Source organism: Pseudomonas sp. ZT5P21 (assembly GCF_054897785.1).
Map to the genome: position 1 here is coordinate 1,214,430 of NZ_CM142705.1, position 26,921 is coordinate 1,241,350.

Annotated in this window: 24 protein-coding genes, 2 pseudogenes and 1 riboswitch; of the genes and pseudogenes, 16 read left to right on the top strand and 10 right to left on the bottom strand. The window is 59.7% G+C overall.

Annotation, left to right across the window (positions count from 1 at the left end):
- Positions 1–341: 341 nt before the first annotated feature.
- Positions 342–575 carry a hypothetical protein gene (locus ACYZT9_RS05550; protein ID WP_462008917.1) on the bottom strand — a complete coding sequence of 78 codons (234 nt, stop codon included), beginning with the start codon at positions 573–575 and terminating at the stop codon, positions 342–344.
- A 206-nt stretch (positions 576–781) separates the two neighbouring features.
- On the opposite strand from ACYZT9_RS05550, the gene ACYZT9_RS05555 reads away from it, so the two are divergent.
- The gene (locus ACYZT9_RS05555) at positions 782–1,366 is read left to right on the top strand and encodes a YajG family lipoprotein (RefSeq protein WP_462008918.1); all 585 of its coding nucleotides are present in this window, start codon (positions 782–784) and stop codon (positions 1,364–1,366) included.
- A gap of 120 nt (positions 1,367–1,486) precedes the next feature.
- Here ACYZT9_RS05555 and ACYZT9_RS05560 read toward each other — a convergent pair whose 3' ends face one another.
- Entirely contained in the window at positions 1,487–1,693 is a 207-nt protein-coding gene (locus ACYZT9_RS05560; RefSeq protein ID WP_462008919.1) for a hypothetical protein, read from the bottom strand.
- Positions 1,694–1,821: 128 nt separating this feature from the next.
- On the opposite strand from ACYZT9_RS05560, the pseudogene ACYZT9_RS05565 reads away from it, so the two are divergent.
- A pseudogene (locus ACYZT9_RS05565) lies at positions 1,822–1,977 on the top strand (hypothetical protein); the annotation flags it as partial.
- Between the two features lie 153 nt (positions 1,978–2,130).
- Here ACYZT9_RS05565 and ACYZT9_RS05570 read toward each other — a convergent pair.
- A complete protein-coding gene (locus ACYZT9_RS05570) occupies positions 2,131–3,297 on the bottom strand; it encodes a 1-acyl-sn-glycerol-3-phosphate acyltransferase (protein ID WP_462008920.1) in 1,167 nt (388 codons plus the stop codon).
- Between the two features lie 139 nt (positions 3,298–3,436).
- Between ACYZT9_RS05570 and ACYZT9_RS05575 the strand changes: the two genes are divergently transcribed.
- The 3 genes from ACYZT9_RS05575 to ACYZT9_RS05585 are packed head-to-tail and all read left to right on the top strand — an operon-like array spanning position 3,437 to position 4,548.
- Positions 3,437–3,619: a CPXCG motif-containing cysteine-rich protein gene (locus ACYZT9_RS05575; RefSeq protein WP_283181630.1), complete on the top strand. Its 183-nt coding sequence runs from the start codon at positions 3,437–3,439 to the stop codon at positions 3,617–3,619.
- 9 nt (positions 3,620–3,628) lie between these two features.
- Positions 3,629–3,889: a putative signal transducing protein gene (locus ACYZT9_RS05580; RefSeq protein WP_462008921.1), complete on the top strand. Its 261-nt coding sequence runs from the start codon at positions 3,629–3,631 to the stop codon at positions 3,887–3,889.
- 35 nt (positions 3,890–3,924) lie between these two features.
- The gene (locus ACYZT9_RS05585; RefSeq protein ID WP_462008922.1) at positions 3,925–4,548 is read left to right on the top strand and encodes an SOS response-associated peptidase; all 624 of its coding nucleotides are present in this window, start codon (positions 3,925–3,927) and stop codon (positions 4,546–4,548) included.
- Between the two features lie 120 nt (positions 4,549–4,668).
- Here ACYZT9_RS05585 and ACYZT9_RS05590 read toward each other — a convergent pair whose 3' ends face one another.
- Together ACYZT9_RS05590 and ACYZT9_RS05595 are read right to left on the bottom strand one after the other, a co-directional pair.
- On the bottom strand, positions 4,669–5,511 hold the full coding sequence (locus ACYZT9_RS05590; protein WP_462010158.1) for a methyl-accepting chemotaxis protein: 843 nt from the start codon (positions 5,509–5,511) through the stop codon (positions 4,669–4,671).
- Positions 5,512–5,523: 12 nt separating this feature from the next.
- A pseudogene (locus tag ACYZT9_RS05595) lies at positions 5,524–6,927 on the bottom strand (methyl-accepting chemotaxis protein); the annotation flags it as partial.
- 156 nt (positions 6,928–7,083) lie between these two features.
- Here ACYZT9_RS05595 and ACYZT9_RS05600 point away from each other — a divergent pair.
- A complete protein-coding gene (locus ACYZT9_RS05600) occupies positions 7,084–7,902 on the top strand; it encodes a M48 family metallopeptidase (protein ID WP_462008923.1) in 819 nt (272 codons plus the stop codon).
- A gap of 124 nt (positions 7,903–8,026) precedes the next feature.
- Here ACYZT9_RS05600 and ACYZT9_RS05605 read toward each other — a convergent pair whose 3' ends face one another.
- The 3 genes from ACYZT9_RS05605 to ACYZT9_RS05615 form a co-directional block, all read right to left on the bottom strand.
- Complete coding sequence (locus ACYZT9_RS05605) at positions 8,027–8,611, bottom strand: TMEM165/GDT1 family protein (protein WP_462008924.1); 585 nt, start codon at positions 8,609–8,611, stop codon at positions 8,027–8,029.
- Positions 8,612–8,699: 88 nt separating this feature from the next.
- Positions 8,700–8,825: riboswitch (yybP-ykoY riboswitch) on the bottom strand.
- Between the two features lie 50 nt (positions 8,826–8,875).
- On the bottom strand, positions 8,876–9,874 hold the full coding sequence (locus ACYZT9_RS05610; RefSeq protein ID WP_462008925.1) for a methyltransferase: 999 nt from the start codon (positions 9,872–9,874) through the stop codon (positions 8,876–8,878).
- A gap of 33 nt (positions 9,875–9,907) precedes the next feature.
- Entirely contained in the window at positions 9,908–10,873 is a 966-nt protein-coding gene (locus ACYZT9_RS05615; RefSeq protein ID WP_462008926.1) for a 2-hydroxyacid dehydrogenase, read from the bottom strand.
- A gap of 233 nt (positions 10,874–11,106) precedes the next feature.
- Here ACYZT9_RS05615 and ACYZT9_RS05620 point away from each other — a divergent pair, with 233 nt between their 5' ends.
- From ACYZT9_RS05620 to ACYZT9_RS05650, 7 genes are all read left to right on the top strand, one after another.
- Positions 11,107–11,736 carry a LysE family translocator gene (locus ACYZT9_RS05620; RefSeq protein WP_462008927.1) on the top strand — a complete coding sequence of 210 codons (630 nt, stop codon included), beginning with the start codon at positions 11,107–11,109 and terminating at the stop codon, positions 11,734–11,736.
- Positions 11,737–11,949: 213 nt separating this feature from the next.
- Positions 11,950–13,632, top strand: coding sequence for a fatty acid--CoA ligase (locus ACYZT9_RS05625; RefSeq protein WP_462008928.1), 1,683 nt, complete (start codon positions 11,950–11,952; stop codon positions 13,630–13,632).
- 337 nt (positions 13,633–13,969) lie between these two features.
- Positions 13,970–15,907 carry a DUF1302 domain-containing protein gene (locus ACYZT9_RS05630; RefSeq protein WP_462008929.1) on the top strand — a complete coding sequence of 646 codons (1,938 nt, stop codon included), beginning with the start codon at positions 13,970–13,972 and terminating at the stop codon, positions 15,905–15,907.
- Between the two features lie 28 nt (positions 15,908–15,935).
- Complete coding sequence (locus ACYZT9_RS05635) at positions 15,936–17,300, top strand: DUF1329 domain-containing protein (protein ID WP_462008930.1); 1,365 nt, start codon at positions 15,936–15,938, stop codon at positions 17,298–17,300.
- Positions 17,301–17,473: 173 nt separating this feature from the next.
- Positions 17,474–20,212, top strand: coding sequence for a LuxR C-terminal-related transcriptional regulator (locus ACYZT9_RS05640; protein WP_462008931.1), 2,739 nt, complete (start codon positions 17,474–17,476; stop codon positions 20,210–20,212).
- 86 nt (positions 20,213–20,298) lie between these two features.
- Positions 20,299–20,940, top strand: coding sequence for an MBL fold metallo-hydrolase (locus tag ACYZT9_RS05645; protein WP_462008932.1), 642 nt, complete (start codon positions 20,299–20,301; stop codon positions 20,938–20,940).
- A 105-nt stretch (positions 20,941–21,045) separates the two neighbouring features.
- Positions 21,046–21,774 (top strand): OmpA family protein, encoded by a 729-nt coding sequence (locus ACYZT9_RS05650; protein WP_462008933.1) that lies wholly within the window; start codon positions 21,046–21,048, stop codon positions 21,772–21,774.
- Between the two features lie 265 nt (positions 21,775–22,039).
- Here ACYZT9_RS05650 and ACYZT9_RS05655 read toward each other — a convergent pair whose 3' ends face one another.
- Positions 22,040–22,474: a Z-ring associated ZapG family protein gene (locus tag ACYZT9_RS05655; protein ID WP_462008934.1), complete on the bottom strand. Its 435-nt coding sequence runs from the start codon at positions 22,472–22,474 to the stop codon at positions 22,040–22,042.
- Positions 22,475–22,618: 144 nt separating this feature from the next.
- Here ACYZT9_RS05655 and ACYZT9_RS05660 point away from each other — a divergent pair, with 144 nt between their 5' ends.
- The 3 genes from ACYZT9_RS05660 (at position 22,619) to zapE (ending at position 25,813) form a co-directional block, all read left to right on the top strand.
- Entirely contained in the window at positions 22,619–23,248 is a 630-nt protein-coding gene (locus ACYZT9_RS05660; RefSeq protein ID WP_462008935.1) for an alpha/beta hydrolase, read from the top strand.
- Positions 23,249–23,272: 24 nt separating this feature from the next.
- Entirely contained in the window at positions 23,273–24,628 is a 1,356-nt protein-coding gene (locus tag ACYZT9_RS05665; protein WP_462008936.1) for a tryptophan--tRNA ligase, read from the top strand.
- 90 nt (positions 24,629–24,718) lie between these two features.
- The gene (zapE, locus tag ACYZT9_RS05670; protein WP_084320460.1) at positions 24,719–25,813 is read left to right on the top strand and encodes a cell division protein ZapE; all 1,095 of its coding nucleotides are present in this window, start codon (positions 24,719–24,721) and stop codon (positions 25,811–25,813) included.
- A 79-nt stretch (positions 25,814–25,892) separates the two neighbouring features.
- On the opposite strand, the gene ACYZT9_RS05675 is transcribed toward zapE, so the two are convergent.
- Complete coding sequence (locus ACYZT9_RS05675) at positions 25,893–26,867, bottom strand: asparaginase (RefSeq protein ID WP_462008937.1); 975 nt, start codon at positions 26,865–26,867, stop codon at positions 25,893–25,895.
- Between the last annotated feature and the right edge of the window lie 54 nt (positions 26,868–26,921).

Consider the following 26,921-nt stretch of genomic DNA (forward strand, 5'->3'; position numbering starts at 1 on the left):
ACGTGAACCTCAAAAAAGGGCTGCCCCAGCCTGGCACCGTGCCCGGAAGGATTGCCGTCATGGGGTACATGACAGGCAAAACGGGCAAACAACTCAGTGACCGAGCGTAATGACAGCTCTGCAGATTCGCGAAAAGTGGGGGTTTTGCTCAGGGAACAGCAAGCGCGCCAGCTTCACTCGATCTGTGTGGGCGGCTCTCTGTGGGCGGTGCGGGGTGCCAATACCGAAGCATTGACGATGCTGCGAGGCCCGATCAGGAGACGTCCTTATAATCGGGGGGAGATTGTATCTAAGAAATGCAGGGAAAAGGACGTGTTTAATGACTTTTATTAGGCGTCTGGTCAGGTGGCCAACAGCTGTTGCGCCCGCGCGCGCGGTTGGGGCTGGCTGACACGGGCACTGGCGGGCAAGGGATGGTGCAGCCAGTTGAGGCGGATTTCTTCGATTTCGACCCAGCCATCGCCCATCGGCTGCAGGCTGCACTGCTTGAACGCCTGGCAATGACCGTTGCGGTCGAGCAAGGCGAAGCAGCGATGCAATGGGCGTGGCGCGAACAGCGAGATCAGGTGGCGCATGGCAAAGTACCTTGAAGGGGTGACTGCCGTGAAGGATGTCAGAGCGCCGTGACATACAAGTGTATGGGCGGTGACATCTGTGTGACAGGAACCGGTTTCCCAAGGGTTTGTCAGACATTTCAGTATTCACTGCGAGGTGCTAGTTCGCGACGATGGCGCACCGCTATACTGCCGGCCTGTTTGTGCCTGATTCTGGAGAGAAGAGCATGTTGCAACGCCTGTTGTTCGGTTTGATCACTGTGACCAGTTTGACCCTGGTTGGTTGCGCCCACAGCCCGCAGCAACTGAACCCGGAGCCGAAGCTGACGACTCAGCTGGCGCCGGTCGGCCATGGTCAGCCAGTGGTGGTGCGTGTGGTGGACGGTCGTCGGTCGCCAACCCTGGGTACCCGTGGCGGTCTGTATCCGGAGACCAGTGCGATCACGGTGCAGGGCGCGCAGATCCTGCCGAAGTTGCAGGCCCAGGCCGAAGCGGCCGTGCGCCTGCTGGGCTTTACCCCGACGTCCAATGCGCTGAATGCACCGCAATTGACCGTGACCCTGGACGAGCTGAAGTACCAGTCGCCCAAAGAGGGCATGTACGTGACTGAAGCGACCATCGGCGCGACCTTCCGCTCCGACGTACAGAACGCCAATCGCCGCTACAGCGGCCGTTACGGTGCGTCGCTTGATCAGCGTTTCGGCATGGCGCCGAATCAGGAAACCAACACCAAGCTGGTCAGCGATGTGTTGAGCGACGCGTTGACGCGTCTGTTCAAGGACCCGACGATTGGTCAGATCCTCGGCGAATAATGCGAGCCCTGTAGGAGCGAGCTTGCTCGCGAAGGACGTGAACGATGACGCGTGCAACCTGAATAAACGCGGTGCCTTTACGTTTTTCGCGAGCGAGCTCGCTCCTACAGGGTGTGGGTGTCAGGCGGCTTCGGAATAAAACTCAAGCACACTCACACCCGTCAGCAAATCCGCCTCCGGCAAATCCGCATGTTGATGCCCGCCCAGTGCGCAATACACCAGCCAATGACGATCCTGGACGTTGAAGGCAAGACTGCCAACCAAGGCTTGTTGTTCGTCGCTTTGCGCGATGAGGTAGAGGCGATCCTGGTTTTCGGCGTGAAGCATGACGGTTTCCGTGTCTGTTTTGATGGGGCGAGAGACTGGCGTATTCAGATGACGAAGCCGTGACGCAAGACAGGAATCTGCCAAATGGTGAGTTATTTGTTGTAAAGCGGCGGGTAGGGGTTTCGGGCGCGCAGCCCAGTCTGGCAGCGCAGCGACAGAGCCGTCCCAGTGAAGAGCCCGTGCTGGATTGGGAAACCTTGCGTATGAACCGGTTTTTCTATCGTCTCGGTTCTGCTTGCCTGGGATTGGCATTGCTGGTGTCGTGGATCAGCACTCGCGTTTGAACCTCTAATGTAAAACCTGTGGCGAGGGAGCTTGCTCCCGCTGGGCCGCGAAGCGGCCCCCTTTTTGTCAATAAGAAAGGGGACTGCTGCGCAGTCCAGCGGGAGCAAGCTCCCTCGCCACAAGGCGCCGTTGTCGTATCCAGCCAAAAAACTTTACAGCGGCAATCGCGCCTTCACCCGGTACTGATTGCGAACCGGCGTGGCGTATTGCAGCACCAGAAACGGACGATGCTCTTCAGGGCATGCGTCCAGACGCTGTTGCCATTCTTCCTGGGCCTTGGCCAGTTCGTCAGCCGCAAACACTTCAGCCGCTTTGGGCACCTGCAGCTGCGGATCGGCGTCTTTCCACTGCGCATACGCCAGGTAGTGCACCGGGAACAAGCGGTAACCGCCGAGGATCTGCCTGTCCATCTCGATCGCCAATTGCTTGGTGTCTTCGAACAGCTGGGTGATCGGCGCGGCGAAGTTCACGTGGACGCGGCCCTTGTAGCCGGTGATGCCCTTGGCGATGCTCACATCGTCCTCGCCCGGCACTTTGGTGTAGCTGCCGGTGGTGGCACGAATGTAGAGCTCGCGTGCCTTGGCCTGGTCGCACGGATCGTACTCGTAGCTGATCGATACCGGGGTGACGTTCAGCGAGCGGATGACTTCGCCGAATGGCTCGTCCTTGCGGCTCATGTGGAACATCTTGAGGATCGCCGACTCGGTGCGGTCGTCGCCGTCCTTCGCCCGGCCTTCGGCCTGAGCGATCCAGATCGAGGCGCAATCGTTGCGGATCGAGTGGTTGATGTAGGCCGACAACAGTTGATAAGCCGCCATTTTTTCCCGGCGACCGGTAATCGAGCGGTGCACGATGAAGCTTTTGTTCAGGCGCATCAGGTCGCTGACGAAGGGTTTCTGCAGCAGGTTGTCACCAATCGCGATGCGCGGTGTCGGCAGGCCGGCGTGGTACACGGCATAGTTGACGAAGGCCGGGTCCATTACGATGTCGCGGTGGTTGGCGATGAACAGGTAGGCGCTGCCGGACTTGAACTGCTCGACGCCGGTGTACGTCACACCGTCCGTGGCGCGTTCGATGGTGTGGTCGACGTAATACTCGACTTTGTCCTGCAGCGTGGCCACCGAATTGATACCGGCGAACTCACGGCGCAACCGATGAGCTATAAGAGGTTTAAGCATCCAGCCGAAGGCACCGGCGAAACGCGGGAAGCGGAAGTGGGTGAGGATATCTAGAAACGCCTTGTCGCCGAGCAAGCGTGCCAGCACCGCTGGGACTTCGCTGTCGTCGTAAGGTCGGATGGCATCGAATTCGCCCATCATGCTCTCTTGTTGGAAACGGCTAGGGTAAGTAAAGGTTTTGATCGAAAACCAACGGGGCACGGTCTGAAAAGTCCGCCAGACAAAAATAGCCCTGCAAATAGACCGGCGATTATACGCACAAGTCACCCTGGAGACCGCGATGCTGGAAACTGCGCAGTATGAATGTCCGTATTGTGGGGAAGAGGTTGAGACGTCTGTCGATCTGTCAGGGGGTGATCAGACCTATATCGAGGACTGTCAGGTGTGTTGTCGGCCGATTACCTTCGTGTTGCAGGTCCATGGAGAGGAATGGCATCTCGAAGTTTTCAGTGAAAACGAGTGAGGGGCATCTATGCAGCGAATCTACGAACCGGAAAACCTGATGGAAGGCGAGCTGCTGCAAGGCATGCTCGCCAGCGAGGGCATCGAGGCGCATCTGGTCGGGCGTGATTTACTTGGCGGCACTGGCGAATTGCCGATCTTCGGCCTGCTTGGCTTGTCGGTGGATAACGACCAGGCCGAATACGCCCGGGAGTTGATCAACGCGTACAATGCCGCGCTGCCGTTGCCCGGTGATGAACCGGAAAGCTTTCCCGGCACGCTGGTCTGTTAGGCTGACGTTCGTTTTATCAAGAGTCGTGTTGCCCCATGTGTGGACGTTATGCCCTGTTTCGCTGGAACCCCGCCTTCGCGGCCTTGCCTGGCTTTCCCGTCGATCAGCAGGCCCAGTGGAATATTTCCCCGAACGATTCGGTATTGATGCTGCGTGCCGGCGTTGACGGCCAGCGTGAACTGGCCCGCGCACGTTGGGGTTTGACGCCGCCGTGGCTGACCGATCTGTCCCGCACGCCGGCCCATGCCCGGGCCGAAACCGTGGCCGAGCAACCGATGTTCCGTCAGGCACTGCGCGAGCGCCGGTGCCTGCTGCCGGCCAACGGTTTTTACGAATGGCGCGGCACCACCCGCAAGCGACCGTATTGGCTGACGCCGGGGGAGGGCTCGACGCTGTTTTTTGCGGCGATCTGGGAAGCCTATCCGGTGCAGGAACAGGTGTGGTTGAGCACGGCAGTGATTACCCAGCCGGCGGCGAGCCAGCGTCGGCCGTTGATACTGGATGCGGCGGGGCAGGCGGCGTGGCTTGATCCCGAGACGCCGTTGCATGTGTTGCAGGGGTTGCTGGCCAGTGAGCCCGCGGCGCTGCGCGAGCGGGTGTTGGCGAATCTGGTGAATGATCCGAAGCTCAATGGACCGGAGTGTTTGACCCCGGGTTGATGTGCTGCCTGGATTGACGCCATCGCGAGCAAGCTCGCTCCCACAGGGATTTGCGGCGTTCACAATACCTGTGGGAGCGAGCTTGCTCGCGATAAGGTCCGCAAGACCTTCCGGCAATCCTTAAACCTTGAACTGATTGATCAACCGCCGCTGCTGCTCGGCCAGCTTGGTTAGATCCGCACTCGCCGCGCTCGACTCATCTGCCCCACCCGCCACCTCATTGGCCACTTGCCCGATGTTGATCACGTTACGGTTGATGTCATCCGCCACCGCGCTCTGTTCCTCGGCCGCACTGGCAATCTGGGTGTTCATGTCATTGATCACCGACACTGCCTGAGTGATCGCATCCAGCGCTTCGGCCGCTTTCGCCGCCTGTTGCACGCTTTCATCGGTACGGCTCTGGCTGTCCTCCATCACCCGCACCACATCGCGCGTGCCTTGTTGCAGATGCTGGATCATGGTCTGGATTTCTTCAGTGGCCTTCTGGGTCTTCTGCGCCAGGTTACGCACTTCATCGGCTACCACCGCAAAACCACGGCCCTGTTCACCGGCGCGTGCCGCTTCAATCGCGGCGTTCAAGGCCAGCAGGTTGGTCTGTTCCGCGATACCGCGAATGGCGGTGAGGATCGCGTTGATGTTCTCGCTGTCCTTGGCCAGGGTTTGCACAACGCTCACCGCCTTGCCGATTTCCACTGCCAGTACACCGATCGAATTCGACGTATCCCGCACGATCTGTTTGCCCTGAGCCGCCGCCTGATCCGCATGGCTGGCCGCTTGCGCCGCCTGGGTCGCGTTGCGCGCCACGTCCTGGGCGGTGGCGGTCATTTCATGCACCGCCGTGGCGACCTGATCGATCTCGACCATTTGCTTCTGCACGCCAATGTTGGTGCGAATCGCGATATCAGCGGTGTGTTCCGACGAATCGCTGACGCTCTGCACCGACGTCACGACCTGAGTGATCATCGCCTGCAACTTGGCCAGGAAGGTGTTGAACCCTTTGGCGATCGAGCCCAGTTCGTCGGCGCGATCGCTGGTCAGGCGGCGAGTCAGGTCGCCTTCACCTTTGGCAATGTCGTCGAGCATGGCGACCATCTGCTTGAGCGGCCGGGCAATGCCGTGGCCCACCAGCCAGATCACCAGCAAGCCGATACCGGCGATCAGCAAACCGACCATGGCCATGCCGAAGGTGTCGGATTTGCGTTGCGCATCGAGATCGCCCTGAAGTTTTTGCAGGTCGGCCATCACTGCGTTCAGCGGCAGCTGCAGCATCAGTGTCCAGCGAGCGTCGGTCTGGCCGATGCCGAACGGCAGGTACAACTCGATCCGGCCCTTGGCCTTGTCGACGGTGTAGGTCACTTCGCCGCGCTTGAGATTGGCCATGTTGGCGATCTGTTGGCTGTCGAGGATGTCACTGACCTTCTCGCCGAATTTGCTCGGGTCCTTGGTATAGGCCACGATCCGGCCATTTCCGCCAATCAGGGCCATGACGCCCGAGCCGCTGTACAACTTCTGGTTCGCGCCCAGGAGCATTTCCTGAATGAAGTTCACCGACAGGTCCGCGCCGACGATGCCCTGGAAGGCGCCGTCGAGCATGATCGGTTCAATAAAGGAGGCGAGCATGACGATCTTGTCGCCGACCTTGTAGGGGGCCGGATCGATCACGCAGGATTTTTTGGTTTCTTTCGAGCACAAGTAGTATTCGCTGGCGCGCACTCCGGTGGACAGGGTTTTCTGGTCGTCGACGTCCACCAGTTTGTCCAGGCCCAGGCTGCCGTCCTCATTGCGGAACCACCACGGCAGGAAGCGCCCGTTGCTGGCGTCGATGCCCGCCACCTGAGTGTCGACGTAGGCCGCGTCGTTGTGGTCGAGGGCGTTTTTTTCCCAGCCGATGTAGGTGCCGAGGATCTTCGGGTTCTTGGCGACGTTTTCCTTGATCAGGCTGATCAATTGCTCACGGCTCAAGCTCAGTTGCGGCTGACCGTCGGCGCCCGGCGTGCCGATCAAGGCGTTGACCCGCACCAGTCCGCCGGCAATCAGCAGGGGTGCTTCAAGTTCGCGCTGGATCTGACTGACCTGGGTTTGCGCCAGAGACGTGAGGCGCTGTTCGATGACTTGCTCGAATTGCGCCTGCGTCCGCTCTTGAACCATGTCTTGAGTGCGTGCACCGGAAAACAGCGCGTACAGCACCAGCGCCGCCACGACGCTTAAAACAATGGCACCGGCCAGGGCCGCCACGGAAAACTGGATCGACTTGAATTTCATGGGTGCTCCGCACGCAAGAGGACATCTGCGGTGGTGTATCGGCAGAGGGGGTGATGGGCATGAGCGGGGTGGTGCGAAATGGCTGTTTTGGAGTGTTCGATGTCGCAAATGAATCATTGCGGGCGGATACCGGCCGTGGCGGGGGAAGTTATGTGAATTTTTTTCTATGGCAATGAGAGCTTTGTCCGAAATATGCGTCTGAATGTCTGTTGTATCTGGCGCCGATACATTTCCCCGCCTAGGATACCCGGCATGTTTTCAGGGAGTTTTTTGATGAGCAAGCGATTGGTTTTGTGTGCACTGAGCGCGGGTCTGTTACTCGCCGGTTGTCAATCGGTCAACACCACCAGCGGCGGCGCCGTGGGCGTGGAGCGCAAACAGTACATGTTCAGCATGTTATCCACGGACGAAGTCAACCAGATGTATGCCCAGTCTTATCAAAAGACGGTTGGCGAGGCGACCAGCAAAGGCGTGCTGGACAAGACCAGCAACGATGCCAAGCGCGTCCAGACGATCGCTAATCGACTGATTGCCCAGGCGCCGATTTTTCGTCCTGATTCGGCCCAGTGGAAATGGGAAGTCAACCTGATCAAGAGTGACGAGCTCAACGCCAACTGCGGGCCTGGCGGCAAGATCATTTTCTACACCGGACTGATTGACAGCCTGAAACTCACCGACGATGAAATCGCCGCGATCATGGGTCATGAAATTGCCCACGCCCTGCGCGAGCACGGTCGTGAAGCGATGTCCAAGGCGTACGGTATCGAAATGGCCAAGCAGGGCGCCGGTGCCTTGTTCGGTCTGGGCCAGGACAGCCTCGCCCTGGCGGACACCGTGGCCAACTATGGCATGACCCTGCCGAACAGCCGCGCCAACGAAAACGAGGCTGACCTGATCGGCCTGGAGCTGGCGGCCCGCGCCGGGTACAACCCGAACGCCGCGATCACCTTGTGGAACAAGATGAGTAAGGCCTCGGAAGGTTCGCCGCCGGAGTTCATGAGCACTCACCCTGCGTCGAGCAGTCGGATTGCTTCGTTGCAGGCGGCGATTCCGAAGGTGATGCCGTTGTACGAGAAAGCGCCGAAATCCTGATTGTCATGTGTTGAGGCTAATGACGCCTTCGCGAGCAAGCCCGCTCCCACATTGAAATGCGGTCAAAATGTGGGAGCGGGCTTGCTCGCGAAGAACGATTACACGGTATTACTGACTAACCGCGTCAAACCCACCCGCTGCTCTGCATCGCCTTGTACACCGCGACAATCGCCAGGACGAAGAACGCCGATGCTGCGAGGCGACGGATCAACGTCAGGGGCAGTTTGTCCGCCGCAAAGTTACCCGCCAACACCACCGGCACGTTGGCAATCAACATGCCCACGGTGGTGCCGATGATCACCAGCCACAGTTCCGGGTATTGCGCAGCAAGCATTACTGTCGCGATCTGGGTCTTGTCGCCGATTTCCGCGAGGAAGAACGCGATCAGCGTGGTCAGGAACGGCCCGAACTTGCGGGCGGTGCTGGCTTCGTCGTCATCCATCTTGTCCGGCACCAGGGTCCACAACGCCGTCGCGGCGAAGCTCGCGGCGAGAATCCAGTGTAACGTCGTATCCGAGAAGAAACTGCCGACCCAGGCGCCTACCGCACCGGCTGCCGCATGGTTGGCCAGGGTTGCGGCGACGATGCCGGCGATGATCGGCCATGGTTTGCGAAAACGGGCAGCGAGAATGAGCGCGAGCAATTGCGTCTTGTCGCCGATTTCGGCCAAGGCAACGATTGCGGTGGGAACGAGAAGTGAATCCAGCATCAGGGTTTTCCTAAGGGGCGGGTCGACACGGCTATGACACGTACAGCCTTCCCGCCCCGGGTAAGGTGTTCGTGTCATAGGTCTTGTCAAACCCTGGCGATCCGTCTGATGCGGTCGCGTGGGTCGCATACGCCATGGTCTGAGGACCAAGTATGTTGACGTATGCCGGACGAGCATGGCGCTCGTGGGAGACTACTCCCCTAGGACGGAGCGGATTCTGCCTAAGCAAATCCGATTGGGCAAGCCTCTTTTTTAAAAGAAGTTTCAGCCGCGCTTGGCCCGGTAGATCCTGAAACCCTGCCCTTCAGCCTTGATCGCGCACACCCCGAGGTGCTCTTCGATCAACGGCTGGTACTTCAGGAAGCTGTTCGCGACCAGACGTAGTTCGCCGCCGTTTTTCAGATGTTTGGCTGCTTTTCGCAGCAAGTTCTCCGTGGCGAAATAGTCTGTGTGTACACCGACATGGAACGGCGGGTTGCTCAGAATCGCACTCAAACCCATCGGCGCCGCATCGATGCCGTCACCGGTAATCACGTCTGCTTCCAGGCCGTTGGCGGCCAGGGTCAAGCGACTGCTGGCGGCCGCAAAAGCATCCACGTCGAGCAGTGTGACCTGATTGTGCGGATAACGACGCTTGACCGCGGCGCCCAACACGCCCGCGCCGCAGCCGAAGTCCAGCAAATGACCGCTCGGCAGTTTGTCCAGATGCTCAAGCAGCAACGCACTGCCGCGATCCAGGCGACCGTGGCTGAACACACCGGGCAGGCTGATGACTTTCAGCGGACCTTCGGCCAGTGGCAATTCGTAGGTCTGGGCCAGGCTTTCCAGCGACTTGGCTTCGGGTGCATTGGCCACGGTGACCAGCCAGAGCTGGCAGTGACGCGCGCTGTCGAGCTTGCGCGGTTTGCCGAACGGGTTGAGCTGCTTGGCCGCGCCTTCGATGCCGCTGCGTTTTTCACCCACCAGATACAGTTCACGACCAGCCAGTCGCGAGGCGAGGGCGTTGAGGATGTAGTCGGTGAGGTCCTTGGACTTGGGCAGAAAAACCACAGCGGTATCGAACTCGCGCTCGGGCGCGGTCACGCCGAAATGGCTGCGCTCGGCGAAGCGAGCGTCCAGCGCGGCCTGGTCGCCGGCGTGCCAGCACCAGCCATGGGCGTCGGGCAGACGCCCCAGCAAATCATCGGCGGGCAAACCGGCCAGCAGCACCGAACCCTGGAACAACTCGGCCTGACGAAGCAGTACTTCACTGCGCGGATCCATACTCTGCTCCCTGAAAAAAAGTGCCGCAGTCTATCAACTGACGACCCGCTGCGCTTTACCGCTGAAGTAGCCCTGAGCGTTTTCGGTCAATTGGCCAACGATCCGCTGCCGCGCCTCGCGACTGCCCCACGCGTTGTGCGGCGTGACGATCAATCGTGGAATGTCGGCGGCGAGTAACGGGTTGCCGCCGGTCGGCGGTTCGACGCTCAGCACATCGGTGGCGGCGCCACCCAGGTGGCCGTTGCGCAAGTCCTCGGCCAGCGCCTGTTCGTCGATCAAGCCACCACGGGCGGTGTTAACCACGAAGGCGCCCGGTTTCATCGACGCCAGTTCGCGGGCACCGATGAAGTGACGAGTATGTTCGTTGAGCGGGCAATGCAGGGTCAGCGCATCGATCTGCGGCAGCAACTCATGTAGCGGCATACGGTCCGGCCGGGCAGGACGTCCCGGAATCTGCCCGAGCAGCACGCGCATGCCGAAGGCTTCCGCCAGTCGTGCAACCGCGCCCCCCAACTCGCCGTGACCGAGCAAGCCCAGGGTTTTGCCTTCCAGTTCGACGATCGGGTAGTCCAGCAGGCAGAACTGTTTCGCTTGTTGCCAGCGACCTTCGCCGACGGCTTTCTGATAATCGGCGAGGCGCGTCGCCAGGTTGAGCAGCAACATGATCGTGTGCTGCGCCACCGATGGCGTGCCATAACCCTGGCAGTTGCACACAGTAATGCCATGGGCGCGGGCGGCGGCGAGGTCGACGTTGTTGGTGCCGGTGGCGGTGATCAGGATTAGCTTCAGCTCGGGGCTGGCGGCAATGGCCGCGGCGTCGATCAGGATTTTGTTGGTGATGGCGACGGTGGCGCCCTTGAGACGGTCGATGACCTGTTCGGGCGTGGTCTGCGCGAATAGCTGCAAATCGTCGAAGCAAGCACGCAAGGGGCTGAGGTCGAGATCGCCAAGGTCCAGCGATGGATGGTCGAGGAAAACGGCGCGGCGAGGGGTCGTCATCAACTGTACCTTTTGTGCATTGAATGGAAGGCGTAATCTGCGGAGCCTACCAGATGAAACAAATCGTTACTTACGGCCAGGCCAGACGCCGAACCTGTGGGAGCGGGCTTGCTCGCGAAAGCGGTTTAACATTCAACATTTCCGTTGTCTGACACACCGCCTTCGCGAGCAAGCCCGCTCCCACAGGGGAGATGCAGCCTTTAATTCGACTGATCAGCCCCAGAGGAGCCCCCATGTACTGGACAGAGTTCTTGACCGTCGCCTTCATTCATTTGCTGGCCGTCGCCAGCCCCGGCCCGGACTTTGCGGTGGTGGTGCGTGAGAGCGTGACCCACGGTCGTCGCGCTGGCACCTGGACCGCGCTGGGCGTCGGTACGGCGATTTTCCTGCACGTCGGCTATTCGCTGCTCGGCATCGGCCTGATCGTGTCCCAGTCGATCGTGCTGTTCAACGCCTTGAAGTGGGCCGCCGCCGCTTACCTGCTGTACATCGGCTTCAAGGCCCTGCGTGCGCAACCGGTCCCACCTGCGGCTGACGATCTGCACAAGGTAGCCGGCGAGCGCACCGCTCGAGGCGCCTTCACCTCGGGTTTCGTGACTAACGGTCTGAACCCGAAAGCCACGCTGTTCTTCCTGTCGTTGTTTACCGTGGTGATTAATCCGCACACACCGCTGGCAGTGCAGGCGGGTTACGGGATTTACCTCGCAGCGGCTACCGCCGTCTGGTTCTGCCTGGTGGCGATGCTGTTCAGTCAGCAGCGTGTGCGCGCCGGTTTCGCCCGCATGGGCCACTGGTTCGACCGGACCATGGGCGCCGTGCTGATCGCCATCGGCGTAAAACTCGCATTCACCGAAATGCATTGATCGAGGTAGGAGCTGCCGCAGGCTGCGATCTTTTGGCGTTCTCAGTCGAGCCAGGATCAAAGATCGCAGTCTGCGGCAGTCCCTACGAATGCTGGCGCAACGCTAGCATTTGCTGAATGTTGCAAATCATCCCTTTGGCTGATTTGGCTGGCGTTGAAGGTCACTAGAGTGCTTACTTTCAGTCACGACCGTGCAGTCAGAAAAGGGATTCTTATGTTGCAGACTCGCGTTATCCCCCCAGCCGAAGGCGCTTATCAGTACCCGCTGTTGATCAAACGGCTGCTGATGTCCGGCGCGCGCTATGAGAAAACCCGCGAGATCATCTACCGTGATCAGTTGCGATACAGCTATCCAACCCTGATCGAGAGGGTCGCACGCCTGGCCAACGTACTCACGGCGGCGGGCGTCAAGGCCGGCGATACCGTGGCGGTGATGGACTGGGACAGCCATCGTTATCTGGAATGCATGTTCGCCATCCCGATGATCGGCGCGGTGATCCACACCATCAACGTGCGCCTGTCGCCGGAACAGATTCTCTACACCATGAACCACGCCGAGGACCGCTTCGTGCTGGTCAACAGCGAGTTCGTCGGGCTGTACAACGCGATTTCCGGGCACCTGACCTCAGTGGAGAAAACCCTGCTGCTGACCGACCTGCCGGAAAAAACCGCCGACTTGCCGAACCTCGTCGGCGAGTACGAGCAGTTGCTGGCGGCCGCGAGTACGCAATACGACTTCCAGGACTTTGACGAGAATTCGGTCGCGACCACGTTCTACACCACCGGCACCACCGGCAATCCCAAAGGCGTGTATTTCACCCACCGGCAACTGGTGCTGCACACCATGGGCGTGTCGACGATCATGGGCGCCATCGACAGCGTGCGACTGCTGGGCACCAACGACGTGTACATGCCGATCACTCCGATGTTCCATGTGCACGCCTGGGGCTTGCCGTATGTGGCCACCATGCTCGGGCTCAAGCAGGTCTATCCCGGTCGCTACGACCCGGAATATCTGGTGGAGCTGTGGCGCAAGGAAAAGGTCACCTTTTCACACTGCGTGCCGACGATCCTGCAAATGGTCCTCAACGCCAAGGCTGCGCAAGGCACGGACTTCGGTGGCTGGAAAATTGTCATTGGCGGCAGTGCGTTGAACCGTTCGTTGTACGAAGCCGCCAAAGCCAATGGCATTCAGCTGACGGCCGCCTACGGCATGTCGGAAACCGGGCCACTGATCTCGTGTGCGCACCTCAACGATGAGTTGATGGCGGGCACCGAAGACGAACGCACCACGTATCGAATCAAGGCCGGCGTGCCGGGGCCGCTGGTGGAAGCGGCGATTGTCGACACCGACGGCAATTTCCTGCCCGCCGATGGCGAGACCCAGGGCGAGCTGGTGTTGCGTGCGCCGTGGCTCACCGAAGGTTATTTCAATGAGCCGCAGAAGGGCGCCGAGCTCTGGGCCGGCGGCTGGTTGCACACCGGTGACGTGGCGACACTGGACAGCATGGGCGTGATCGACATTCGCGACCGGATCAAGGACGTGATCAAGACTGGCGGCGAGTGGATTTCCTCCCTGGACCTCGAAGACCTGATCAGCCGCCACCCTGCGGTACGCGAAGTAGCAGTGGTGGGCATCGCCGATCCGCAATGGGGCGAGCGGCCATTTGCACTGCTGGTAATCCGCGAGGGCCATGTAATCGGGGCCAAGGAACTCAAGGAACACCTCAAGCCGTTTGTCGAGCTGGGGCACCTGAGCAAGTGGGCCATCCCCAGCCAGATCGCCCTTGTTACTGAAATTCCCAAGACCAGTGTCGGCAAGCTCGACAAGAAGCGGATTCGCGTCGACATCACCGAGTGGCAAGCCAACAACAGCACCTTCCTCTCGACGCTTTAAGTGTCTTGCGGCGTGCCTGAAAAGGCACGCCAGCCCCACCAAGCAAGCGCTTGGCTTGTCAAATCCGAATTTTCAGCCATCCTTCCCGTGCCGACAGGTGTCGGCTTGGCGAAAGGACTGTTCCAGAGTGGCTGGCAGCTGCAAATCACACTTTAGAGGGATCAAGCAGTACTACCTGCTGGCTATAGTCCGCTCAAGGATTTTTAAGAACGGGGCAAACGCACAAAACGGGGCGATGCAACTTTGGCGTGACTTCGGGAAGCCTTGGCTCTCAGTCAACCACAGCGTTTTTAAAAGGACTCACTGCCATAACAATAATGCACATGGAGTAGCGTCGATGACATCAGTAAACCAGTTCTGGCGCCGGGCAAAACTGCCTCTGGCCGTCAGTCTTGCCTCTACGCTCGCCGGGCCCGCATTCGGCGTCAGTTTCAACGTTGGTGAAATCGAAGGTCAGTTCGATTCATCCCTGTCGATCGGTGCCAGTTGGTCCACTGAGAGTGCCAACAAGAACCTCATCGGCGTCAACAACGGTGGCCGCGGTCTGTCCCAGACCTCTGATGACGGCCACTTGAACTTCAAGAGCGGGGAAACCTTCTCGAAGATCTTCAAGGGCATCCATGACCTTGAATTGAAATACGGCGACACCGGCATCTTCGTCCGGGGCAAATACTGGTATGACTTCGAACTCAAGGACGAAGACCGTCTGTTCAAGGACATCAGCGACAGCAACCGCAAGGAAGGCGCCAAGTCCTCCGGCGGGCAGATCCTCGACGCCTTCGTCTACCACAACTACGCGATTGCCGATCAGCCGGGTTCCGTGCGTCTGGGCAAGCAAGTGGTCAGCTGGGGCGAGAGTACATTCATCGGCGGCGGCATCAACTCGATCAACCCGATCGACGTTTCCGCGTTTCGTCGTCCAGGTGCCGAGATCAAGGAAGGCCTGATCCCGGTCAACATGTTCTACGTGTCCCAGAGCCTCACCGAGAACCTCTCGACGGAAGCCTTCTATCAATTGGAATGGGACCAGACCGTTACCGACAACTGCGGCACGTTCTTCTCGCAACCGGACGTGATCTCGGATGGCTGCGACAACAACCTGGCCGTGCTGCGTACCCGTAACGGCCTCAACAGCGCGCTGGCGGGCGCTGGACTGCCGGCCGCGCTGCGAACCAGGGCGATCAACACCCTGGCTGCTCGGGGCGTAAGCTGGGGCGACCCGGACGAAGGCGTCATCGTTCGTCGCGGACCGGATCGCGATGCACGTGACAGCGGCCAGTTTGGCGTGTCCTTCAAGTACATGTTCGAACCGCTGGACACCGAATTCGGTGGCTATTTCATGAACTACCATAGCCGTGCGCCAATCTTCAGCGGCAAGGGTGGTCCGGCGAGCGCCTACAGCGCGGCGGGCCTGGTGGGCTCCCTGATAGGCGCTGGTATTCCGGCCGGTGTCGCGGCGGGCCTGGCTCCGACGTTGCTGCCGTTGCAGGTGGCGGGTAACTCCAGCTACTTCGTCGAGTACCCGGAAGATATCCGCCTGTATGGCCTGAGTTTCTCCACCACATTGCCAACCGGTACCGCGTGGAGCGGTGAAGTCAGCTACCGTCCGAATGCGCCGGTACAACTCAACACCACCGACATCCTTTTCTCTGGCCTGACGCCGCTGAACCCTAACGTTTCCGTACTTCAAGGACGTCCGGGGGCGGATCAACATGGCTATCGCCGCAAGGAAGTGACGCAGCTGCAGACGACCCTCACTCACTTCTTCGACCAAGTGATGGGCGCGGAGCGACTGACCCTGGTTGGCGAGGTGGGCTGGACCCATGTTGGCGGGCTGGAAAGTACGTCGAAAGCGCGTTACGGTCGTGACCCGAGCTACGGCCCTGGTCCATTGCCAGGTGGTCAGTGCCAGACATTGAACAGCGGCACCCTGGCGGGTGGACCACAAAACAACGTCAATCGCTACTGCGAAGACGAAGGTTTCACTACGGCCAACTCCTGGGGTTATCGCGGTCGTGCCATCTGGGAATACAACGACGTGTTCGCCGGCGTGAACCTCAAGCCGAACGTAGCCTGGTCCCATGACGTTGAAGGTTATTCGCCTGGCCCTGGCGGCAACTTCGAGGAAGGTCGCAAAGCGGTCAGCCTGGGTGTCGATGCCGAGTACCAGAACACCTACACAGCGTCCTTGGCGTACACCAACTTCTTCGACGGCAAGTACACAACCGTGGATGATCGCGATTTCGTTGCGCTCAGCTTCGGCGTGAACTTCTAAGCACTGCATATTCAGGACGAACACACCTATGAAAACAACCAAGAGTCTGTTCCACGCTGGATTTCTGGGGCTTACGCTGCTGGCAACCAGCGTCATGGCGGCGGTCCCTGCGGCCGAAGCGGACAAGCTGGGCAAGAGCCTGACGCCAATGGGCGCCGAGATGGCGGGCAATGCTGACGGTTCGATTCCGGCCTGGAAGCCAATCGCAAAAAACGCCGGCAACGTCGACGGCAAAGGTTTCCTGTCCGACCCGTACGCCAGTGAAAAACCGCTGTTCACCATCACGGCGCAGAACGTCGACCAGTACAAGGACAAGCTTGCTCCGGGCCAGTACGCGATGTTCAAGCGCTACCCGGAAACCTTCAAGATGCCGGTTTACCCCTCCCATCGCGGCGCTACCGTGCCGGATGCGGTGTTCGCCTCCATCAAGAAGAACGCCACCAGCACTAACCTGGTGTCCGGCGGCAACGGTCTGGAAAACTTCGAAACCGCCGTTCCGTTCCCGATTCCAAAAACCGGCGTCGAAGTCATCTGGAACCACATCACCCGCTATCGCGGTGGTAGCGTGACCCGTCTTATCACCCAGGCCACGCCGCAGCCGAACGGCTCGTACAGCCTGGTGTACTTCCAGGACCAGTTCGTGTTCCGCGACAAGATGAAGGATTACGATCCGGCGAACCCGGGCAATATCCTGTTCTACTTCAAGCAGAAAGTGACCGCGCCGGCACGTCTGGCCGGTGGTGTGCTGCTGGTGCACGAAACCCTCGACCAGGTGAAGGAGCCGCGTTCGGCGTGGGTCTACAACGCCGGTCAGCGTCGTGTGCGTCGTGCACCGCAAGTGTCCTATGACGGGCCGGGTACCGCTGCCGATGGCCTGCGTACCTCCGACAACCTGGACATGTACAACGGTGCACCGGATCGCTACGACTGGAAGCTCGAAGGCAAGAAAGAGATCTACATCGCTGCCAACAGCTACCAGCTCGACTCGCCGCAAAAGAAGTACGACGACATCATCAAGGCAGGTCACATCAACCAGGACCTGGCTCGCTATGAACTGCGTCGGGTCTGGCATGTGGTCGCAACCCTGAAAGAAGGTCAGCGTCACATCTACGCCAAACGTGATTTCTACATCGACGAAGACACCTGGCAAGCGGCTGTGATCGATCACTATGACGGTCGCAATCAACTGTGGCGTGTGGCGGAAGCTCACTCCCAGAATTACTACAACGTTCAAGTGCCGTGGTACACCCTGGAAGCCTTGTACGACCTGCAATCGGGTCGTTACCTGGCGCTGGGGATGAAGAACGAAGAAAAATCGGCGTATGACTTCGGCTTCACTGCTAGCACGAGCGACTTTACCCCGGCTGCGTTGCGTCAGGAGGGGGTTCGTTAACCTGCACGGAACAGAGGCCGCATCCTCAAAAACGCCCCGACTGGTTCGGGGCGTTTTTTTGTTCGTAGACTTTTTGTAGCCATTTGTAGCAATAACCTTCATTACCTCTTCGTTTACCGCTAGTCTGCGGACATCTGCAACGCCGCCAACAGCAATTCAAACAAGAGCCGGCCATGACTGATCTGTCCCCACTCCCGGGCCCTGCAAACATTGCCGTCGCGACACTGGACGGTCGTTTCTTTCGGCCACCGCTGCCCGACGGACACGTACTGCGGCCTCGTTTATGCGAGCGCTTGAGTGCCGGTCTCGGGGGCAGGCTGTTGCTGGTCAGCGCGCCAGCGGGGTTCGGCAAGAGTTCGCTGGCAGTGGAGTTCTGTCAGGGGCTGCCGGCTCACTGGCAAAGTCTGTGGCTGGGGCTGAGTCCGCGAGACAACGACCCCGGCCGTTTTCTCGAGCGGTTGCTCGAAGGCCTTCAGGATTTTTTTCCGCAGTTGGGCAGGCAGTCACTGGGCCTGTTGAAAATGCGTCAGCGGCATCAGCCGTTTGCCTTCGAAGAATGGCTGGACGGCTTGCTCGACGAACTGGCCGTGCATGTGTTGCCGACGGCGCCACTGCTGCTGGTACTCGATGACTACCATCTGGCCCAGGGCCCGGTGCTCGATCGTTGCCTGCAATTCTTCCTCAATCATCTTCCCGACGGCTTGCTGGTGATGGTCACCAGTCGCCAGCGTCCGGACTGGCATCTGGCACGTCTGCGCCTGTCACGGCAATTGCTCGAGTTGCATGAGCAGGATCTGCGCCTGACCCACGACGAAGCCTTGACGCTGCTCGATCGACACAGCACGTCCTTGCGTGGAGAAGCGCTGGAGAGCCTGATCCAGCGCAGCGAAGGCTGGGTCGCCGGCCTGCGTTTCTGGCTGTTGGCGGCTTCCGAAGCCGGCTCCGAAGGCGCATTGCCCCAGTCCCTGCACGGCGGGGAAGGGCTGATTCGCGATTACCTGCTCGAAGAAGTCATCGATTGCCTGCCTGCCGAGGTGCAGTCATTTCTGTATGACACAGCGCCTCAGGACCGTTTTTGCAGCGAGCTGTGCGACGCCGTTCGCGAGGCGCATGACAGTGCCGAGATCCTGGGGTTTCTGCTCGCGCATCAAGTGTTCCTGGTGCCGCTGGACGAACACGGCCACTGGTATCGTTATCACCATCTGTTTTCCGACCTGCTGCGCACCCGGCCTACCCGTCAGGTGATAGTGCCAACGGCCAGCCTGCACCTGCGCGCCTGTCGCTGGTTCAATGCTCAGGGCCTGCTCGATGAAGCGGTGGAGCAGGCGTTGCGCGCCGGGCACCTGGACGTGGCGGCGAACCTGGTACAGAACCTTTCCGAAGAACAACTGCTGGCCGAACAGAACATCGGCATGTTGCTGCGCTGGAAAATGGACTTGCCCGACAGCCTGCTGATCAGCACGCCACGGTTGATCGTGCTCTACAGCTGGGCGTTGGGACTGGCCTGTCAGCTGGATGCCGCCGAGGAGCTGGCCAGTCACCTGAGCCGCTTCCTGCCGGCGCCGTCGGCCACCGCGCAGAAGTCCATGCTCGCGCAATGGCTGGCCTTGAGCGGCATCATCGCCCGCGGTCGCGGCAATCGCGAGTTGACGCTGCTGTATTGCACTGAAGCGCTGGAGAGTCTTCCGTCCAAGCGTTACGGCCAGCGGTTGATGTGCCTTTCAACCCTGTCCAACCTGGCCATTGCCGACGGCGACTTATGGCGGGCTCGCGGCCTGAACCGTGATTCTCTGGAGCTGGCGCAACGGGTGGGCAATCCATTGTTCGAAGCGTTGGCTCATTACGACCGAGCACGAGTGTTGCAGGCGCGAGGAGAGATCCTGCGCTCACTGGATGAAGTCCGCCAGGGGCTGCAACGGCTGCACGGATTGTCGCCGCAACGGCTCTATGCCGTACGCGCCCGGCTGACCTTGTACGAGGGATTCCTGCTGGCCCTGCGTCTGCAGCCGCAGGCGGCGCGGGTGCGCTTGCAGGCGGGATTGACTGAAGCCCGCGCCTGTCGCGACATCAGCGTACTGATCGGCCATTGCGTGATCGCCAGGCTTGAAGGCAGCAGCGGCGAATTCGCCAAGGCCTTCGCCGAACTCGCTGAAGCCGAGCGACTGATGCACATCTGGGACGTACCGCCGATCTACTATCTGGCGATGATCACCCTGGTCAAATGCGAACTCTGGCTGGCTCAGGGGCGTACCGATCTGGCGGAAGCCTGGCTCGCGCGACTGGGCCAGACCTACAACGGCGAACAGCCGGCAGCGCCCCCGGAATTTCATCCGCAACTGCCGCTGCATATTGAGTTGCAACAGGCCTTGCTGGAGGTCATTCAAGTGCAGCCGATGCGGGCCGAGGGGCGATTGAATGCGTTACTTGAGCATGGTCAGCAAACCGGTCGGCAGTTGCTCAGTGTGATGGCTCTGACGCAGAAAACAGAATTGCTCCTTGCACACAACCGTGAGCCTGAAGCCCGGAAAGCCTTCGCTCAGTCCCTGGAAGTGGCCAGCGGCGGCGTGCTGCAGCCTTTTGATGGCTTGTTGAGCAAGTACCCCGACTGGCTTCGCGAGCAACTGCAGAACTGTGCGAAAGCGGCGGTTTCGCAGAGCCTTTCAGAACGGCTCCCCATTGTCGCAGCGCGTATTGCTCCAGAGCCCTCGCAAGCCTGCGAACAGCTCAGCTCCCGCGAACTGTCGGTTCTGAAACTCATTGCCCAAGGCTGCTCAAACCAAGAAATCAGCGATCAGCTGTTCATTTCCCTGCACACGGTTAAAACCCATGCCAGTCATATCAACAGCAAGCTTGGGGTTGAGCGGCGTACACAGGCGGTGGCGCGGGCGAAGGCGTTGGGGGTTTTGGGCTGACGTTGTTTGTCGAAACACATGGCGGTAAAGGGCGGGATCCCAATGTGTGCGAAAATACGCCGTCCCTGTTTATCGAGCGTGCCCCGATGTCCCAGAAACCGACCCTCATCCGCGAAACCTTCCCCGTCGGCCCTTTGCAGTGCAACTGCACGATCATCGGCGATCCCGTCACGAAAAAGGCCATCGTGGTCGATCCGGGCGGCAATCACGAGCTGATCCTCGCTCGGCTCGATGCCTTGGGCCTGAAGGTCGTCAGCATCATTCACACTCACGCGCACCTGGATCATTTCCTGGCCTCGGGTCAGTTGAAGGAAAAAACCGGCGCAACCTTGCACCTGCACAAGGAAGATCAGTTTCTCTGGGACAATCTGGAGATGCAATGCCAGATGTTTGGTGTGCCTTATACCCCGGTTCCATCCCCTGATCGCTGGTTGGCCGATGATGAAGAATTGGACTGTGGCTGCGGCGTGGCATTGCACACTCCAGGTCATACACCGGGCTCCATGAGCTTTTGGTTTTCAGAGGCCAAGCTGCTGATCGCCGGTGACACGCTGTTTCGTCGCGGGGTGGGGCGCACGGATTTGTGGGGTGGCGATCAGGCGACCATCGTGCGTTCGATCAAGCAGCGCCTGTACACCCTTGATGAAGACGCGACAGTGGTGACCGGGCATGGTCCGGATACGCGTCTGGGCGATGAGATGCGCGACAACCCTTTTGTGCGGGCTTAAAACGGTTGTCGATGGAATTTTCGTCGCCCGGAATGATCCAACGCCCGCTAAGGCCGATGCCTTGTTCCGTTGCACCACAGAATGCAATAAAAGTAGGAGCTCTTCATGTTCACCAAGCAGCGTTTGATTATTGTCGCTACGGCTGTCGCCTTGCTGTCTGGCTGCGCCTCGCCTAACCCTTACGACAACCAGGGTCAGGCCGACAGTGGTTCCGAGGGCATGAGCAAAACCGCGAAGTACGGTGGCCTTGGCGCACTGGCCGGCGCCCTTGCAGGTGCCGCTATCGGCCACGATAACCGGGGCAAGGGTGCGCTGATCGGCGCGGCTGTGGTGGGGGCTTCCGCTGCCGGTTACGGTTACTACGCCGACCAGCAAGAGAAAAAACTGCGCGCCAGCATGGCCAATACCGGCGTCGAGGTGCAGCGCCAAGGCGATCAGATCAAGTTGATCATGCCGGGCAACATCACGTTTGCCACCGATTCGGCGAATATCGCTTCAAGTTTCTATCAACCGCTGAACAACCTGGCAGGCTCGCTCAAGGAGTTCAGCCAGAACCAGATCGAGATTGTCGGCTACACCGACAGCACCGGCAGTCGTCAGCACAACATGGACCTGTCCCAGCGTCGCGCTCAGAGCGTGGCGACTTACCTGACATCCCAGGGTGTGAGCGGTGCCAACCTGTCGGCGCGCGGTGCCGGTCCGGATAGCCCGGTTGCCAGCAACGGTGACGTCAATGGCCGGGCGCAGAATCGTCGGGTCGAGGTCAACCTCAAGGCGATCCCGGGACAGCAGTATGGTGGTCAGCAGCAGGGTACGGTTCAGCAGTATCCTTGATCGTCTGATTGAACCCCAGGCGTAAAAAAGCCCGCCCGATCCTCAACAGATCGGGCGGGTTTTTTGTGACTACAGTTCGGGCCTCATCGCGAGCAAGCTCGCTCCCACAGGGATTTGTGTATGAACTCTATCTTGTGATCGACACAGAACACTGTGGGAGCGAGCTTGCTCGCGATGGGGCCAGAACAGACACCCAACCAATCAGCGACAAAAAAAGCCCCCGAACAATCACTGTCGAGGGCTTTTTGTGTCGCGCGAAACCTGATTACTTCTTCAGGCCATAGTGCTCATCGAGCATGCCCGGCGCATTCGGGGCTTTTGGGGCGTAATCGCGAGGCGGTTCCTGATTGCGCGGTGGCGTCAGGCGTTCCCGTGGGGCCGCTGCCGTGTCGGCGTGCAGCGAGGCCAGCAGTCGTTGGCGGGTCTGCTCGTCCAAGGCCAGACGGTTGGCACCCTCGGCGAGATGATCCTGCACTTCCTGATAGCTCTGAGTCAGTTTCTTGACCAGGGTTGCAGTGCTGTTGAAGTGAGTAACCACCTCGTTCTGATAACTGTCGAAACGTTCCTGAATGTCATCCAGCTGACGTTGTGTGCTGCTCGGCGCGGCGTTCGGCACCAGACGAGCAATCAGGAATCCAATGGCGACACCCACAACCAGGGCAAGAGTCGGCAACAACCAAACTAAGAGCGAGTGTTCCACGAGTCCTTCCTCTATAAACGGCTTTGCTTTACGTTAACGGCTCGAACCTGCGCTGTATACCGCGATTCGCTCGCAATACACTCGCACAGACAATTTGCTAGACGAGTCGACCCGATTCGAGGTCACGGAGTTCCTTCCTTGCTAATGCGCGAAACCCCTGTAGTCATTGATGGCCCGGTCGGTCAACTGGAAGCACTGTATCTGGATAACGAAGTGCCTCGCGGCATCGCGTTGATCTGCCATCCGAACCCGGTGCAGGGCGGCACCATGCTCAACAAAGTCGTCTCGACCCTGCAACGCACCGCGCGCGACGCCGGTTTGATCACCTTGCGTTTCAATTACCGTGGCGTTGGTGCCAGCGAAGGCACTCACGACATGGGCACCGGCGAAGTCGACGATGCGCAGGCCGTCGCCGAATGGCTGCGGGCCAGACATCCGGAATTGCCATTGACCCTGTTCGGTTTCTCGTTCGGTGGTTTTGTTGCAGCAAGTCTCGGCGGGCGTCTTGAAGCCAAGGGCGAGCAGCTCAAGCATTTGTTCATGGTCGCGCCTGCAGTCATGCGCCTGGGCGATCAGGATCAACTGCCACATCAAGGCGAGCTGACCCTGATTCAGCCGGAAACCGACGAGGTCATCGATCCGCAAGCCGTCTACGACTGGTCTTCGAAACTCGAGCGCCCCCATGAGCTGCTGAAAGTGGCAGAATGCGGACACTTTTTTCATGGCAAGCTGACCGATCTCAAGGATCTGATCCTGCCGCGTCTTTCGAATTGATTGCAGTCTGACAAGCGATTACCCATGACGACTCGTACCCGTATTCTCACCGGCATCACCACCACCGGCACGCCGCACCTTGGCAATTACGCCGGCGCCATCCGCCCGGCGATCCTGGCCAGCCGGGACAGCAATGCCGATTCGTTCTACTTTCTGGCCGACTACCACGCCCTGATCAAATGCGATGACCCGCTGCGCATCCAGCGCTCGCGTCTGGAAATCGCCGCGACCTGGCTGGCCGGTGGTCTGGATGTGGACCGCGTGACGTTCTATCGCCAGTCCGACATTCCGGAAATTCCCGAGCTGACCTGGCTGCTGACCTGCGTTGCCGCCAAGGGCCTGCTCAACCGCGCCCACGCCTACAAGGCCTCGGTGGACAAGAACGTCGAAACCGGCGAAGACCCGGATGCTGGCATCACCATGGGCCTGTACAGCTACCCGGTGCTGATGGCGGCGGACATTCTGATGTTCAACGCGCACAAGGTCCCGGTCGGTCGTGACCAGATCCAGCACGTGGAAATGGCCCGCGACATCGGCCAGCGCTTCAACCACCTGTTTGGCCAAGGCAAAGAATTCTTCACCATGCCCGAGGCGCTGATCGAAGAAAGCGTCGCGACGCTGCCAGGCCTCGACGGTCGCAAGATGTCGAAAAGCTACGACAACACCATTCCGTTGTTCAGCAGCGCCAAAGAGATGAAAGACGCCATCTCGCGGATCGTCACCGACTCCCGTGCGCCGGGCGAAGCCAAAGATCCGGACAATTCGCACCTGTTCACCCTGTTCCAGGCCTTCGCCACCCCGGCGCAGTCCGACGAGTTCCGTAGCGAACTGTTGCAGGGCCTGGGGTGGGGCGAGGCGAAGAACCGACTGTTTCAACTGCTCGACAGCGAGTTGGGCGAATCCCGCGAGCGTTACCTCCAACTGATTGAGCGCCCGGCTGATCTGGAAGACATCCTGCAAATCGGCGCTAAAAAGGCGCGTGCCGTGGCGACGCCGTTTCTCAACGAATTGCGTGAAGCGGTGGGCCTGCGTTCTTTCGTGGCCCAGACTCAAGTCGCGGCGACCATCAAGAAGAAAGCCGCAAAAGCTGCGCGTTTTGTCAGCTTCCGCGAGGACGACGGCAGTTTCCGTTTCCGTCTGCTGGCGGCCGATGGCGAGCAATTGCTGCTGTCGCGCAATTTCGCCGACGGTAAAACCGCCGGGCAGGTGACCAAGCAACTGCAAGCGGGCCAGCCATTGGACGTGCGCAGCGAAGCCCTGAGCTTCAGCGTCTGGCTGGAAGGCGAGTGTGTTGCCGATAGCCCGGCCTTCGGCGACAGTGCTGCTCGCGACTTCGCGATCGACTCCTTGCGGGTTGCGCTGACGCCGGTTCAGGAATAATCAACGGCTCGGCCCGACCAAGGGCCGATTGCCATTCCCACGGGCCGTCGCTACAGTGACGGCCCGTTTTTGTTGCCTTGCTAACGAATTATGACGCCCCTAGAACGATATCAAGCTGATCTGAAACGCCCGGAATTCTTCCATGACGCCGCGCAGGAAACCGCCGTGCGCCATTTGCAGCGACTGTACGACGATCTGGTTGCAGCCTCGCAGAACAAACCGGGCCTGCTCGGCAAGCTGTTTGGCAAGAAAGAGCAAGCGCCGGTAAAGGGTCTGTACTTCTGGGGTGGCGTAGGTCGCGGCAAGACTTATCTGGTCGACACCTTCTTCGAAGCGCTGCCGTTCAAGGAAAAGACCCGCACTCACTTTCACCGCTTCATGAAGCGCGTGCACGAAGAAATGAAAACCCTCGGCGGCGAGAAAAACCCGCTGACAATCATCGCCAAGCGTTTCTCCGACGAGTCGCGGGTGATCTGTTTCGATGAGTTCTTCGTCTCCGACATTACCGACGCGATGATCCTCGGCACGTTGATGGAAGAGCTGTTCAAGAATGGCGTGACCCTGGTCGCCACCTCGAACATCGTGCCGGACGGCCTGTACAAGGACGGCCTGCAACGTGCGCGTTTTCTGCCGGCCATCGCCCTAATCAAGCAGAACACCGAGATCGTCAACGTCGACAGCGGCGTCGATTATCGTCTGCGTCACCTCGAACAAGCGGAGCTGTTCCACTTCCCGCTCGACGAAGCGTCCCACGAAAGCCTGCGCAAAAGCTTCCGCGCGCTGACGCCGGAGTGCACGGCAGCCATCGAGAACGATGTGCTGATGATCGAAAACCGCGAAATTCGCGCGTTGCGCACCTGTGATGATGTGGCCTGGTTCGACTTCCGCGAACTGTGCGACGGCCCGCGCAGCCAGAACGATTACATCGAACTGGGCAAAATCTTCCACGCCGTCCTGCTCAGCGGTGTCGAACAGATGAGCGTCACCACCGACGACATTGCCCGGCGCTTTATCAACATGGTCGACGAGTTCTACGACCGTAACGTGAAGCTGATCATTTCGGCTGAAGTCGAGCTCAAGGATCTCTATACCGGCGGTCGCCTGAACTTCGAATTCCAGCGCACCCTCAGCCGTTTGCTCGAAATGCAGTCCCACGAATTCCTGTCGCGGGCGCATAAGCCGTAGGCGAATTCTGAGTACAAAAAAGGGCCTGCCAAATGCAGGCCTTTTTTGTGCGCCGAAGATCCTTTGTGGTGTGTGAATTTTATAAAATATAACTCGCCAGGTCATCCTGCCGCTGGCAGCCCACCAGCAGCCACAGCAAAATTCTGGCTTTGCGCGGGCACAGAAAACCAGCCATTACCGCGCCTCTGCGCGCCAGATCGATCTCGCCGCCCTTGAAGCCATACGTCGAGTGAGCCGTGGAACCGGAACCGGTTCTGGTGGCAATGATGACGGGAATTTTACTGGCGATTGTTTCGATCCTGTCAGCCCAGCTCGCTGACACATGTCCAGCCCCAAAACCGGCAATTACCAGGCCGTCGTAGCCCAAAGCAAGGGTGTTTTCCAGTAACAGACTGTCCGCAGACAACGACGCTTCCAACAGAACAATTCTTTGCGTGGTCTGTATCGGCAGTGGCAGTACGTTGCGCCGGGACGGCGGGCGTAGATAGCGAACGTTGTCTTCGACCAGCAGGCCTGCGGGCCCGACGATGGGCGAGGAGAACGCCTGCAACGCCAATGAGTCGGTTTTGCGCACGGCACTCGCCGAGTGAATCTGTCCGTTCATGGCCACCTGGACACCTCGATGACGGCTGCTTGATGTCAGTACCACCCTGCACGCATCCATCAGGTTCGCCGGGCCATCAGCCCCCGCCTGAGATGCCGAACGCATGGCACCTGTCAGGATCAGCGGTTCGTCGTGAGCCCACAAGAAGTCAAAAAAGGTGGCGGTTTCTTCCAGGGTGTCGGTGCCCTGGATGATGACGACACCCGCAGCGCCTTGCTTGATCTGGAAGTTCGCCCAGGAAAGTACGCTCAGCAAAAACTCGAAATCCAGTGAGGCACTGGGCAGCAGTCCGAGGGTTTCAATCGTCACCCGGGCCAGCGTCGTCAATTCCGGCACGCACGCCAGAAGGGTTTCGCCACTGACGGTCGGAATAACACCTCCACCCGCAGGACTGGCTTGCATGCTCACGGTGCCGCCAAGTGCGGCGATGGCCAGTTTGGGCAAGTCCATGTGATTACCTCGCTTGAGTGTGATGAAGTCGGCTGCACCCGTCAGTGGTGCAGC